Below are 12,690 nucleotides of genomic sequence, written 5' to 3'. Positions count from 1 at the left end.
GAATGGTCAACGGATACATCGACACCGAGATCGAGACGCTCGCCGAATTCGACCGGGTCGTGGCCCGCGGCTCGCTCAGCGGCTACCGGGTCCAGTCGGTCAACCTGCTGGAGCGCACGTTCGCCCTGCTGTCCGCCGACACCTCCGCGGCCGTCTTCCTCGGCTGCGCGATGGAGCCCGACGCCTCGGCGAAGGTGCGCGCGGACGGCGCGCTCGTCTTCCCGCCCGTCCCGGACCTGCCCTTCGACCCGTACCGCGGCCTGCTCTACACCGCCGACGAGCTGTTCGCGGGGCTGTCCGCCGGCTACGAGACCACCCCGGACGCCCAGTCGTACGCCTGGTTCCAGGAGACCAAGGCGGACGGCGACGTCTTCTCCTCGATGCTGCGGTCCGTCCACGACGACGCGATCTCCGACGCGCTCGACGAACACCTCGCCGGCGCCCGTGTGGTGGGCGTCATGGGCGGCCACGCGATGGCCCGCGGCGGCCTCGACTACCAGGGCGCGGCGGAGCTCGGCCGCGAGCTGGCCCGGTCCGGACTGACGGTGGCCACCGGCGGCGGCCCCGGCGCGATGGAGGCGGCCAACCTCGGTGCCTACCTGGCGCCGGCCCCCGACGAGTCCCTGGCGGAAGCCCTGGAGATCCTGGCCAAGGCCCCGTCCTTCGTCCCCTCGGTCTCCGACTGGGCGCGGGCGGCCTTCGCCGTACGGGACCGCTGGCCCGGCGGCGGTGACTCGGTGGGCATCCCCACCTGGTTCTACGGGCACGAGCCGCCGAACGCGTTCGCCGGCCACATCGCCAAGTACTTCGCGAACGCCACCCGTGAGGACGGGCTGCTCGCCCGGTCGAACGCGGGCGTAGTCTTCCTGCCGGGTGCCGCGGGCACCCTCCAGGAGATATTCGACAACGCGACGCCGAACTACTACGAGTCGCGGGGGGAGCCGACGCCGATGGTGCTGGTCGGACGGACGCACTGGACCGAGCGGCTGCCGGCGTGGCCGCTGCTCCAGGCCCTGGCGCGCGGCCGCGCCATGGAGTCGCGGATCGCGCTGGTCGACTCGGTGGACGAAGTGCCCGCCGCACTCGCGGCGATGAACGCGACGAACTGAGGGACTTCCCGAGGCAACTTCCCGGCCCGATCACACGTCTGCCTTAGGTAATCAACACGCAAAGACCTGCCAGACGTGAACGGAGCCCTCGGTGCTCATAGGCCTGCTGACCGCGATCGCGGCGTCCATCTGCTACGGCACGGGCTCCGTCCTGCAAGCCGTCGGCTCGCGCAGGGCGGCCCGGATGTCCCCGGCCGCCGCGGGAGTGACCGCGCACGGCGGCCCGAACCTCCAGTCCACCGCGAAGGCGGCGATGACCTGGGAGTTCATCGTCGGCACCATCCTGGACTTCGTGGGCTTCGGGCTGGGCGCGCTGGCCGCCCGGCTGCTGCCGCTGTTCCTGTCCCAGACGGTGATCAGCGCCAACCTGGTGATCACGGCCGTGCTCAGCGTGAAGATGCTGGGCATCCGGCTGACCCGCAAGGAATGGACCTCGATCGGCGTCGTCTGCGCGGCGCTGGTGCTGCTGGCGACGGCGGCGGGCCACGAGGGCGGCCACCACGCCCCGATGTCCACGCACTGGTGGCTGTTCGGGGTGACCCTGCTGATCATCGCGGGCGGCACGGTGGCCGTCCGCCTCCTGGGCTCCCGGGCGGCGATCCTGGCGGGCCTGCTGTCGGGCCTGGCCTTCGGCGCGCTGGGCGTCGGCGTGCGGATCCTCGACGGCATCGACCCGTTCGACCTGGGCACGCTGCTCGCCGACCCGGCGCTCTACGCCATCCTGCTGGCCGGCGTCGGCGGCATGTACCTGCACACGGTGGCCCTCCAGATCGGCTCGGTGAACGGCGCGACGGCCGCGCTGGTGGTCGGCGAGACCGTCCTGCCGGGCGCGATCGGCGTCCTGTGGCTGGGCGACGCCTCCCGCCCGGGCCTGGCCTGGCTGGCGGTCCTCGGCTTCGTCCTGGCCGTCACGGGCGCCGTTGCGGTCGCCTGGTACGGCAACCACGACGGCGCCGAATCCCCTGCGCAGGCCCCGGAGGAACGCAGCCCCGCCGGCGTGTGAGGCGCTGGGTCCGGAGCGGGGCCCGGGGCCGGGCCCGGGCCCGGGTCTACCCCGCCGGGAGGACGACCACCTCGGCCGGGGCGAAGCCCACCGCGACCCGGTCCCCCACGGCCGGCGCCCCGGCCAGCCCGCACTCCGCCTCCAGCACCGGCCCCGCCTCCGGCCGCAGCAGCAGCGCGACGTGCGTCCCCCGGAACGTCCGCGACACCACCTCACAGCGCAGCCCGGCAGCCGCGAGCACCACCCCGGCCGGCCGGATCAGGATCCGCCGCTCCCCCTCCGGCGACCCGGCCGGCACCTGCACCTTCCCCCACGCCGTGGCCGCGGACCCGCCCACCACCGTCGCCCCGATCACGTTCTCGAAGCCGAGGAACCGCGCCACGAACTCCGAAGCCGGCCGCTGCCACACCTCCAGCGGGGTCCCGGCCTGCGCGATCCGCCCGTCCCGCATCACCACCACCCGGTCGGCCAGGGCGAAGGCCTCCCCCTGGTCGTGCGTGACGGCCAGCACCGTGGTCCCGAGCCGGGAGAACAGCTCCCGCAGCTCCACCACCAGCCGCTCGCGCAACCCCCGGTCCAGCTGCCCCAGCGGTTCGTCCAGCATCAGCAGCCTCGGCGAAGGGGCCAGCGCCCGGGCCAGCGCGACCCGCTGCTGCTCACCGCCCGACAGCGAGGCCACCGAGCGGCCCTGGGCCCCGGGCAGCCCGACCAGCTCCAGCAACTCCGCGACCCGGGCCTCGTACGCACCCCGGGCGGAGCCCCGCATGCGCAGCCCGAACGCGACGTTCCCGGCCACGTCCCGGTGCGGGAACAGCTGGTGGTCCTGGAACATCAGGCCGACCCCGCGCCGGTGCGCCGGCACCCGCGCCTGGTCCGCCCCGCCCAGCAGGACCCGCCCCGCCGAGACCGGCTGGAGCCCGGCCACCACCCGCAGCAGCGTGGACTTGCCGCTTCCGCTGGGCCCGAGCACGCACACGATCTCGTGCTCGGCGACCTCCAGGTCGACCGCGTCGACGACGGCACGCTCGCCGAAGCGGACCGACACCCCGGCCAGTTCGAGCAACGTCATCAGAACTCTCCCGAGGTCTTGTCGGGGCGCAGCCGCTCCAGCACCAGCAGGGACACCGCGCACACCAGCATCAGAATCGTGCTCAGGGCCATCGCCTGCCCGTAGTTCATCTCGCCGGCCCGCCCCAGCAGCCGCGCCACGGCCACCGGCAGCGTCGGACGGTCGGGCCGGGCGATGAAGACGGTCGCGCCGAACTCCCCGAGGGAGACGGCGAAGGCGAATCCGGCAGCGATCAGCAGCGCCCGCCGCACCAGCGGCAGGTCCACCTCCCGCCAGGCCCGCAGCGGCGACGCCCCGAGTACGGCGGCGGCCTCGCGCAGCCGCCCGTCCACGGCGCGCAGCACCGGCAGCATCGTCCGTACGACGAACGGCACGCCCACCAGCGCCTGTGCGAGCGGCACCAGGATCCACGAGGTCCGCAGGTCCAGCGGCGGCTCGTCCAGGGTGATCAGGAACCCGAAGCCGACCGTCACCGCCGACACCCCCAGCGGAAGCATCAGCAGCGCGTCGAACCCGCGCACGAACCGGCCCGCGCGCCGGGTCAGTGCCGCGGCCGCGAGCCCCCCGATCAGCAGGGCGATCGCGGTGGCGGCGAGCGCGTACTGGAGGGAGTTCCAGATGGCCTCCAGCGGGGGCACCAGGAACGTTCCGCCGCCCGCGCCCACATCCTGGAGCGCCCGGTAGAAGCCGAATCCGTACCCGCCGGGCGCGTCGAGGGAGCGCTCCACCAGCACCGCCAGCGGGGCCACGATCAGCAGCGCCACCGTCAGCAGCACCCCGCCCAGCAGGGTGCGCTGCCCCGGCCCGCTCGGCCGGTGCGCGGTCAGCGCGGGATCGACGAGCCGCAGGGCGGTCTCCCGCCGGCGCACGGTCCAGGCGTGGATCCCGAGGATCAGGCCGACCGCCGCGAACTGGACCATCGTGAGGACGGCGGCCGTCGACAGGTCCAGCAGCTGCGCGGTCTGCCGGTAGACCTCCACCTCCAGGGTGGCGTACGAAGGCCCGCCGAGGATCTGCACGACGCCGAAGGAGGTGAACGTGAACAGGAACACCATCAGCGAGGCCGCCGCCACCGCCGGCCCGAGCGCGGGCAGCGTCACCCGCCGCCAGGCGGCGAACCGCCCGGCGCCCAGCACCCGGGCGGCCTCCTCCTGGCGCGGGTCCAGCTGCGCCCAGAGCCCGCCGACCGTCCGTACGACGACGGCGTAGTTGAAGAAGACGTGCGCGAGCAGGATCGCCCACACGGTGGTGTCCAGCCGCACGCCCCACAGCTCGTCGAGCAGCCCGCCCCGCCCGACCAGCGCCAGGAAGGCGGTGCCGACCACCACCGTCGGCAGCACGAACGGGACCGTGACCACCGCCCGCAGCAGCTGTTTGCCGGGGAACTCGAAGCGCGCGAAGACGTACGCGCCGGGGAGTGCGATCAGGAGCGTGAGCACCGTGGACGCGAGCGCCTGCCAGGTGGTGAACCAGAGCACGTCGGCGATGTCGGGCCGGGTCAGCACCTCGCCGATCCGGCCGAACTGCCAGCCCTCGTCGGTCTTGATCCCGCGGCCGACGATCGCGGCCACGGGGTAGGCGAAGAACAGCCCGAAGAAGGCGAGCGGTACGGCCATCAGGAGGAGCCTGACAGCCGTACTGTGCGCGCTCTCCTTCACGGGGGCGTTCTCGCGTCCTACTTCACGACGAGCGAGGACCATGCCTTGACCCACTGCTCACGGTTCTTGGCGATGGTCTCGGGAGCGACGTTCTCCGGCTTCTCGATGACCACGCCGTGCTTCGTGAACAGCTCCGGCAGCTTCGCGTCCTTGACCACCGGGTTCACGAACATCTGGAGCGGCATGTCCTCCTGGAACTTCTTGCTCACCAGGAAGTCGAGGAGCGCCTTGCCGCCCTCCTCGTTCTTCGCGCCCTTGAGCAGGCCCGCGAACTCGACCTGTCGGAAGCAGGTGCCGGTGGCCACGCCCGTGGGGGCCTCGGCCGGCTGCGGCTCCCCGTACAGGACCTCGACCGGCGGGCTGGAGGCGTACGAGACGACCAGCGGCCGGTCGCCCTTGGCCTTCTTGCCGCCCGCGGAACCGGAGAAGCGCTCGTTGTAGGCCTGCTCCCAGCCGTCGACGACCTCGACGCCGTTGGCCTTGAGCTTGCTCCAGTAGTCCTTCCAGCCCTCCTCCCCGTACTTGCCGACGGAAGCGAGCAGGAAGCCGAGGCCCGGCGAGGAGGTCGCCGCGTTCTCGGTGACCAGCAGGTTCTTGTACTCCGGCTTGACCAGGTCGTCCAGCGTCTGCGGCGGGGCGAGCTTCTTGTCGGCGAAGTACGCCTTGTCGTAGTTGACGCAGATGTCGCCGGAGTCGATCGGGGTGACCCGGTGCTCCTTGTCGAGGACGTACTCGGGCTTCACGTCGGCCAGGCCCTTGGCCTCGTACGGCGTGAAGATCCCGTTGTCGAGGGCGCGCGAGAGGAGCGTGTTGTCCACACCGAAGAAGACGTCGCCGCGCGGGGAGCCCTTGGTGAGGATCTCCTGGTTGAGGGCGGCGCCCGCGTCCCCGGACTTCAGGACCTTGACGGTGTAGCCGCTCTGCTGCTCGAACTCCTTGAGGACCGTGTCGGTCACGTTGAAGGAGTCGTGAGAGACGAGCGTGACCGTCTTGTCCTTGGTCTCGCCCTCGGCCTTGTCCTTCGTCCCGCCGCCGCACGCGGCGAGCGTCGTGACGCCGAGGGCTGCGGCCAGCGCCGCACCCGCGATCTTCCTGGTGGTGCTCACGGAACATTCCTCCTGGGTTGACCAGGAGAAGACGCGGCCCTGCCCGGGCGCTCTCGTGGAGCGGAGCGCCCGGGCAGGGCGCAACAGCTTGAGGTGGTGACCGAACTTCCTACCCAGAATGACCTGGGCAAGGTTCAGAGGGTCTGCGGCGTGTTGCCGCACTCTCAGCGCTGTGGCGCTCCCCTGTCGGAATATGAATATGCAGATGTATGCGGGTCAGCCTACCGCTCGCTCGCGGCGAGCTGACCGCAGGCGCCGTCGATCTCCTGGCCACGGGTGTCCCGTACGGTCACCGGCACGCCGTGGCGGGCGATGGCCTCGACGAAGGCCTTCTCGTCCTCGGGACGCGAGGCGGTCCACTTCGAGCCCGGCGTCGGGTTCAGCGGGATCAGGTTGACGTGGACGCGCTTGCCCTTGAGCAGCCGGCCGAGGAGGTCGCCGCGCCAGGCCTGGTCGTTGATGTCGCGGATCAGGGCGTACTCGATGGAGATCCGGCGGCCGGACTTCTCGGCGTACTCCCAGGCCGCGTCGAGGACCTCGCGGACCTTCCAGCGGGTGTTCACGGGGACGAGGGTGTCGCGCAGCTCGTCGTCCGGCGCGTGCAGCGAGACCGCGAGGCGGCACTTGAAGCCCTCGTCGGCGAAGCGCAGCATCGCCGGGACCAGGCCGACGGTGGAGACGGTGATGCCGCGCTGCGACAGGCCCAGCCCGTCGGGCTCGGGATCGGTGAGGCGGCGGATGGCGCCGACGACCCGCTTGTAGTTGGCCAGCGGCTCGCCCATGCCCATGAAGACGATGTTGGACAGCCGGGCCGGGCCGCCGGGGACCTCGCCGTCGCGCAGCGCGCGCATGCCGTCGACGATCTGGTGGACGATCTCGGCGGTGGACAGGTTGCGGTCCAGGCCCGCCTGGCCGGTGGCACAGAACGGGCAGTTCATGCCGCAGCCGGCCTGCGAGGAGATGCACATGGTGACCCGGTCGGGGTAGCGCATCAGCACGGACTCGACGAGCGTGCCGTCGTGCAGCTTCCACAGGGTCTTGCGCGTGGTGTCGTCGTCGCACGAGATGTGCCGGATGACGTTCATCAGCTCGGGCAGCAGCTCCTGCTGGAGCTTCTCCCGCGAGCCCACCGGGATGTCGGTCCACTCGGCCGGGTCGTGCGCGTACCGGGCGAAGTAGTGCTGCGAGAGCTGCTTGGCCCGGAAGGGCTTCTCGCCGATCGCGGCGACCGCCTCGCGACGCTCCTCGGGCGTGAGGTCGGCAAGGTGCCGGGGCGGCTTCTTGGCCCCGCGAGGGGCGACGAAGGTGAGCTCTCCCGGGACAGGGCGGGCCATGGCTGGTACTCCTCGTAAGACGAAAGGCGCGCCGCAGAAGCAGCGCGCCTTTCAAGAGTAACCGCCCGGACCCACCCGAAGCCTTCGTACGTACGTCGTCCCAGCTCAGCGGGGTTGCCCTGGTGAACCGCCCGCCGGCCGGAAGCCGTGGGGCCCCGGTTTCAGCCGGTGCCGACGAAGGCGGCGAGCAGCAGCCACACCACCGGGGCGGTCGGCAGCAGGGAGTCGAGCCGGTCCATGATGCCGCCGTGGCCCGGGAGGAGCGTGCCCATGTCCTTGATGCCCAGGTCCCGCTTGATCATCGACTCGCCGAGGTCGCCCAGCGTGGCGCTGACCGCGACGGCGAGGCCGAGCAGCAGGCCCTGCCACCAGACGCCCCCGTCGATCAGGAACTCCATGCAGAGCGCGCCGGCCGCCATCGCGAAGGCCACCGCGCCGAACAGCCCCTCGCGGGTCTTGCCGGGGCTGATGCGCGGCGCCAGCTTGGTCTTGCCGAAGCGCCAGCCCACCGCGTACGCCCCGGTGTCGCTGACCACGGTCAGCAGCAGGAACGTGACCACGCGCTCCGGCCCGTCGTCGGCGGTGAGCAGCATCGCGACGAAGGTGGCCAGGAAGGGCACGTAGAACGCGGCGAAGACGCCCGCCGTGACGTCCTTGAGGTAGTCCTCGGGCGGTTCGGTCATCCGCCAGACCAGGACCGCCAGCGCGGTCAGGGCCATGGCCACCCAGGCACCCTCGGCCCCCCGGACGTACCCGGCGATGACCATGGCGGCGCCGCCGACCGCGAGCGGGACGAGCGGCGCCTTGATGCCCTTCTTCTCCTGGAGCCGGGAGGTGAGCTCCCACAGGCCCACGACGACCGCGACGACGATGACGCCGACGAAGACCGCCTTGACGATGAACAGCGAAGCGAAGATCACCGCACCGAGGCCGACACCGACCCCTATGGCGGCACGCAGGTCTCGCCCCGCCCGCTTCTTCTGCGGGGGCGTGGCGTCCTGCGGTGCCTGCGAGGGCGGGGGCGGGGGGCTGGGCATGGGCTCCTGCGGCGGCGTCTCGGCGCGGAACGGGGGGCCGCCGTCGGCGGCCCCCCGATCGCGTGCTTCCCGGTCGTCGAAGTCACGGCCGGCGGCATCGGGCACGATGGGCATGGGCCGAGTGTGCGGGCCCACCAGCGCATCGTATGCGGGACCCGCCGGAACCGGCTCCGTGGCCCAGGGAGAGTCGTTCATCAGACCTCGAGGAGCTCGGCTTCCTTGTGCTTGAGCAGCTCGTCCACCTGCGCGACGTACTTCGCGGTGGTGTCGTCGAGCTCCTTCTCCGCGCGGCGCACCTCGTCCTCGCCGGACTCCTTGTCCTTGACGAGCTTGTCGAGGGAGTCCTTCGCCTTGCGGCGGACGGCGCGGATCGAGACCTTGGAGTCCTCGGCCTTGGTGCGCGCGACCTTGATGTACTCCTTGCGGCGGTCCTGCGTCAGCTCGGGGAAGGTCACCCGGATGATATTGCCGTCGTTGCTGGGGTTGACGCCCAGGTCGGAGTCGCGGATGGCCTGCTCGATGTTGCGCAGGGCGCTCTTGTCGAACGGGGTCACGATCGCCATGCGCGGCTCGGGCACCGAGAAGGACGCGAGCTGGTTGATGGGCGTGATGGCGCCGTAGTAGTCCGCCACGATCTTGTTGAACATCGCCGGGTGCGCACGACCGGTGCGGATCGCGGCGAAGTCTTCCTTGGCGACGACGACGGCCTTCTCCATCTTCTCCTCGGCCTCGAGGAGGATTTCTTCGATCACCACGTGCTCCTGCATGTCAGATTTGGATGGTTCAGGCGGGCGGGGCGGGCTCGGCCCAGTGGGGCCGGGCCCGGCGTCGAAACGCTCAGGCCCGGGTGCCCTGGTCGCTCACGAGCGTGCCGATCTTCTCACCCTTGACGGCGCGGGCGATATTGCCCTCGGCGAGCAGCTCGAAGACCAGGATCGGCAGCTTGTTGTCGCGGCACAGCGTGATGGCGGTGGCGTCGGCGACCTTCAGGTCGCGGGACAGCACCTCGCTGTACTCCAGCGCGTCGAACTTCACCGCGTCGGGGTTCTTCTTCGGGTCGGAGTCGTAGACCCCGTCGACACCGTTCTTGCCCATGAGCAGGGCCTCGGCGTCGATCTCCAGGGCCCGCTGGGCGGCCGTGGTGTCGGTGGAGAAGTACGGCATGCCCATGCCGGCGCCGAAGATCACGACGCGGCCCTTCTCCAGGTGCCGTACGGCGCGCAGGGGGATGTACGGCTCCGCGACCTGGCCCATGGTGATGGCGGTCTGCACGCGGGAGTCGATGCCTTCCTTCTCCAGGAAGTCCTGGAGGGCGAGGCAGTTCATGACGGTGCCCAGCATGCCCATGTAGTCGGACCGCGCACGGTCCATGCCGCGCTGCTGGAGTTCGGCGCCGCGGAAGAAGTTTCCGCCGCCGATCACGACGGCGATCTCCGCGCCGTCACGGACCACCGCGGCGATTTCGCGCGCGATGGCATGGACGACGTCGGGGTCGACGCCCAGTCCTCCACCACCGGAGAAGGCTTCGCCCGACAGCTTCAGCATGAAGCGGCGGCCCTTCTTGTCGTGGTCGCTCTTGTCGTCGGAAGCGGTGTGGGGGTCCACGCCCTGATTCATGGAGATCTCCTCGTGCACATACGAAGAAGGCCATTGCCGGTGGGTCCTCGCGGTTCCCTCTACGGCAATGGCCTCCTCGTCAGATCTGCGGTCGTTCCGCGCGCAGGCGGACGACTGCTTCAGACCCTACCGGGGTCCGGTGTCCGTCGTTGTAAGGACGGACTCAGATGCCGACCTTGATGCGCGAGAAACGCACCAGGGTGACACCGGCCTCGTCCAGAACCTTCTGGACGGACTTCTTGGCGTCCAGGGCGTACGCCTGGCCGAGCAGCGTGTTGTCGCGGAAGAAGCCGTTGACACGACCCTCGACGATCTTCGGCAGGGCGGCCTCGGGCTTGCCCTCCGCGCGGGTGACCTCTTCGGCGACGCGGCGCTCGGACTCGACGACCTCGGCCGGGACGTCCTCGGCGGACAGCCACTTCGGCGCGAACGCGGCGATGTGCTGCGCGACGCCGCGGGCGACCTCGGCGTTCTCCTTGTCGAGCTCGACCAGGACACCGATCTGGAACGGCAGGTCGGGCATGGTGCGGTGCATGTACGACGTGACGTAACCGCCGGTGAACTGCGCGAAGCGGTCCAGGACGATCTTCTCGCCGAGGTTGGCGTTCGCCTCGTCCACGAAGGCCGTGACGGTCTTGCCCGGGGCGATCTCGGACGCGAGGAGCGTCTCGATGTCGGCCGGGGAGGTGGCGGCGACGTGCGCGGCCAGCTCGTTGGCGACGGCGAGGAACTTCTCGCCCTTCGCGACGAAGTCCGTCTCGCACTTCAGCTCGACGATGACACCGGAGGTGTTGTCGTCGGCGATGAGGGACACGACGGCACCGTTCTCGGCAGAACGGCCCTCGCGCTTGGCGACGCCCTTCTGACCCTTGATACGGAGCGCCTCGACGGCCTTGTCGACGTCACCGTCGGAGTCGACCAGCGCGTTCTTGCAGTCCAGCATGCCGGCGCCGGTGAGCTCGCGGAGCTTCTTGACGTCAGCGGCGGTGTAGTTCGCCATGAGTCTGTGATTCTCTCTCGAAGTCGTAGATCTACGGGTGAACGGCGGAGGAGGCGCGCTCGTGGCGCGGCTCCCCCGCCGTCATCGTCCGTGCTGCGAGTGCCCGGCGGATGAACGCCGGGCTCTCTCAGAGGGTCAGGCCTGCTCGGCGTCGGCGGCCGGAGCCTCGACGACGGCCTCGGCCGCGGGGGCCTCGACAGCGGCCTCGGCCGGGGCGGCCTCGGCGTCGTCGGCCTTCTTCTCGCCCTCGAGCAGGTCGCGCTCCCACTCGGCGAGCGGCTCGGCAGCGGCCTTCTCGCCCGGCTTCGAGTCACCGGTCGCAGCGCCGGAGCGGGCGATGAGGCCCTCGGCGACGGCGTCGGCGATCACGCGGGTGAGCAGGGTGACGGAGCGGATCGCGTCGTCGTTGCCCGGGATCTTGTAGTCGACCTCGTCGGGGTCGCAGTTGGTGTCGAGGATCGCGACGACCGGGATGTGGAGCTTGCGCGCCTCACCGACGGCGATGTGCTCCTTCTTGGTGTCGACGATCCAGACGGCGCTGGGGACCTTCGACATCTCGCGGATACCACCGAGGGTCTTCTCCAGCTTGGTCTTCTCGCGGGAGAGGACCAGGAGCTCCTTCTTGGTGAGACCCGAGGCGGCGACGTCCTCGAAGTCGATCGCCTCAAGCTCCTTCAGACGCTGGAGGCGCTTGTAGACGGTGGAGAAGTTGGTGAGCATGCCACCCAGCCAGCGCTGGTTGACGTACGGCATACCAACGCGCGTCGCCTGCTCGGCGATGGCCTCCTGGGCCTGCTTCTTGGTACCGACGAACATGATGGAGCCGCCGTGGGCGACGGTCTCCTTGACGAACTCGTAGGCGCGGTCGATGTACGACAGCGACTGGAGCAGGTCGATGATGTAGATGCCGTTGCGCTCGGTGAAGATGAAGCGCTTCATCTTCGGGTTCCAGCGACGGGTCTGGTGACCGAAGTGGACGCCGCTTTCCAGCAGCTCCCGCATCGTTACGACGGCCATGGCCATCTCCTTGGTTTCTCGGTTTGGTTCCTGACGCCCCACCGCGTCCTGCCCCCGACGAAGGGGACCGAGAGACGCTTTCACCCGGCCTGAGCGGCTGGTGCTGGGGCGTGCGAAGTCGACCCGGTGACCCGGATCGCCGTAAGAAGTGTACGGGACCGGGCGGTATGCCAGGTGACGCCGTTGTCCACACCCGGCCGGTTGTCCACAGGCCCGCTCACGCTGCGCGACGCGGCGACAACCTGGACGGCATGACGACACTGCTGCTCACGCTGCTGCTGACCCTGGCCCAGGCACTCGCTCCCGTGGCCCGCCCGCTCCCGCCGCCACTGGTGGTGGCCCGCTGGTGGGATCCGCCGCCGACCCCGTACGCGGCCGGCCACCGCGGGGTGGACCTGGCCGCCCCGGTGGGCGCGGAGATCAGGGCGGTCGGCCCGGGGCGGGTGTACTACGCGGGCCCGGTGGCCGGGCGCGGGGTCCTGTCCCTGACCCTCCCGGGCGGCCTGCGCACCACGTACGAACCGGTCCGGCCGCTGGTCACGGAGGGCGAGGAGGTCTCCACGGGCCAGGTGGTGGCGGTGCTCACGGAGGGCACGCACTGCGGAGGCCCCTGCCTCCACTGGGGCCTCCTCTCAGGCACGGCGTACCTGAACCCCCTGACCCTGCTCCCCCGCCCGACGCCAAGACTCCTGCCCCTCACCCCTGCAGACGGCTGAGGCGGGGCGGGGGCAGAAGGAGGG

12 protein-coding genes and 1 riboswitch are annotated in these 12,690 nt (G+C 70.8%); of the genes, 3 read left to right on the top strand and 9 right to left on the bottom strand.

Translation table 11 applies throughout. The features are described from left to right. Positions 1-2 precede the first annotated feature (2 nt). Together IF02_RS0130040 and IF02_RS0130035 are read left to right on the top strand one after the other, a co-directional pair. Positions 3-1,109, top strand: a complete 1,107-nt coding sequence (locus IF02_RS0130040; protein ID WP_030162543.1) for an LOG family protein — start codon at positions 3-5, stop codon at positions 1,107-1,109. A 91-nt stretch (positions 1,110-1,200) separates the two neighbouring features. After that, entirely contained in the window at positions 1,201-2,112 is a 912-nt protein-coding gene (locus IF02_RS0130035; RefSeq protein WP_030162541.1) for a hypothetical protein, read from the top strand. A gap of 46 nt (positions 2,113-2,158) precedes the next feature. Here IF02_RS0130035 and IF02_RS0130030 read toward each other — a convergent pair whose 3' ends face one another. The 9 genes from IF02_RS0130030 to rpsB all read right to left on the bottom strand — a co-directional run bounded on the left by IF02_RS0130030 (position 2,159) and on the right by rpsB (position 11,950). Next, entirely contained in the window at positions 2,159-3,181 is a 1,023-nt protein-coding gene (locus tag IF02_RS0130030) for an ABC transporter ATP-binding protein (protein ID WP_030162539.1), read from the bottom strand. Further along, positions 3,181-4,797: an ABC transporter permease gene (locus IF02_RS0130025; protein ID WP_030162538.1), complete on the bottom strand. Its 1,617-nt coding sequence runs from the start codon at positions 4,795-4,797 to the stop codon at positions 3,181-3,183. Before IF02_RS0130025 ends, IF02_RS0130030 begins: the two co-directional genes overlap by 1 nt. A 59-nt stretch (positions 4,798-4,856) precedes the next feature. Beyond that, positions 4,857-5,945 (bottom strand): thiamine ABC transporter substrate-binding protein, encoded by a 1,089-nt coding sequence (locus IF02_RS0130020; protein ID WP_030162535.1) that lies wholly within the window; start codon positions 5,943-5,945, stop codon positions 4,857-4,859. A gap of 88 nt (positions 5,946-6,033) precedes the next feature. Further along, positions 6,034-6,140, bottom strand: a riboswitch (TPP riboswitch). 26 nt (positions 6,141-6,166) lie between these two features. Next, on the bottom strand, positions 6,167-7,279 hold the full coding sequence (rlmN, locus tag IF02_RS0130015) for a 23S rRNA (adenine(2503)-C(2))-methyltransferase RlmN (protein ID WP_030162531.1): 1,113 nt from the start codon (positions 7,277-7,279) through the stop codon (positions 6,167-6,169). 161 nt (positions 7,280-7,440) lie between these two features. Beyond that, positions 7,441-8,511 carry a phosphatidate cytidylyltransferase gene (locus IF02_RS0130010; RefSeq protein ID WP_030162529.1) on the bottom strand — a complete coding sequence of 357 codons (1,071 nt, stop codon included), beginning with the start codon at positions 8,509-8,511 and terminating at the stop codon, positions 7,441-7,443. Beyond that, positions 8,511-9,068 carry a ribosome recycling factor gene (gene frr / locus IF02_RS0130005; RefSeq protein ID WP_030162526.1) on the bottom strand — a complete coding sequence of 186 codons (558 nt, stop codon included), beginning with the start codon at positions 9,066-9,068 and terminating at the stop codon, positions 8,511-8,513. The genes IF02_RS0130010 and frr overlap by 1 nt, the downstream gene beginning before the upstream one ends. 85 nt (positions 9,069-9,153) lie before the next feature. Beyond that, a complete protein-coding gene (gene pyrH, locus IF02_RS0130000) occupies positions 9,154-9,933 on the bottom strand; it encodes a UMP kinase (protein WP_030162523.1) in 780 nt (259 codons plus the stop codon). A gap of 163 nt (positions 9,934-10,096) precedes the next feature. Further along, positions 10,097-10,933, bottom strand: a complete 837-nt coding sequence (tsf, locus tag IF02_RS0129995; protein WP_030162520.1) for a translation elongation factor Ts — start codon at positions 10,931-10,933, stop codon at positions 10,097-10,099. Between the two features lie 135 nt (positions 10,934-11,068). Further along, the gene (gene rpsB, locus IF02_RS0129990; protein ID WP_030162517.1) at positions 11,069-11,950 is read right to left on the bottom strand and encodes a 30S ribosomal protein S2; all 882 of its coding nucleotides are present in this window, start codon (positions 11,948-11,950) and stop codon (positions 11,069-11,071) included. A 251-nt stretch (positions 11,951-12,201) separates the two neighbouring features. Here rpsB and IF02_RS0129985 point away from each other — a divergent pair, with 251 nt between their 5' ends. Further along, positions 12,202-12,666, top strand: a complete 465-nt coding sequence (locus IF02_RS0129985) for a M23 family metallopeptidase (protein ID WP_199809306.1) — start codon at positions 12,202-12,204, stop codon at positions 12,664-12,666. Positions 12,667-12,690 lie beyond the last annotated feature (24 nt).

It is taken from the genome of Streptomyces sp. NRRL S-244, from assembly GCF_000717915.1.
Taxonomy (GTDB): domain Bacteria; phylum Actinomycetota; class Actinomycetes; order Streptomycetales; family Streptomycetaceae; genus Streptomyces.
The sequence above is the reverse complement of the archived record's forward strand: the minus strand, read 5'-3'. Positions and strand labels throughout refer to the sequence as shown.

Coding starts and splice junctions, on each gene's coding strand:
- pyrH (WP_030162523.1), bottom strand. CDS start 9,933: ATGAATCAGGGCGTGGACCCCCACACCGCTTCCGACGACAAGAGCGAC.
- tsf (WP_030162520.1), bottom strand. CDS start 10,933: ATGGCGAACTACACCGCCGCTGACGTCAAGAAGCTCCGCGAGCTCACC.
- IF02_RS0130010 (WP_030162529.1), bottom strand. CDS start 8,511: ATGAACGACTCTCCCTGGGCCACGGAGCCGGTTCCGGCGGGTCCCGCA.
- IF02_RS0130040 (WP_030162543.1), top strand. CDS start 3: ATGGTCAACGGATACATCGACACCGAGATCGAGACGCTCGCCGAATTC.
- IF02_RS0130030 (WP_030162539.1), bottom strand. CDS start 3,181: ATGACGTTGCTCGAACTGGCCGGGGTGTCGGTCCGCTTCGGCGAGCGT.
- rpsB (WP_030162517.1), bottom strand. CDS start 11,950: ATGGCCGTCGTAACGATGCGGGAGCTGCTGGAAAGCGGCGTCCACTTC.
- IF02_RS0129985 (WP_199809306.1), top strand. CDS start 12,202: ATGACGACACTGCTGCTCACGCTGCTGCTGACCCTGGCCCAGGCACTC.
- rlmN (WP_030162531.1), bottom strand. CDS start 7,279: ATGGCCCGCCCTGTCCCGGGAGAGCTCACCTTCGTCGCCCCTCGCGGG.
- IF02_RS0130025 (WP_030162538.1), bottom strand. CDS start 4,797: ATGGCCGTACCGCTCGCCTTCTTCGGGCTGTTCTTCGCCTACCCCGTG.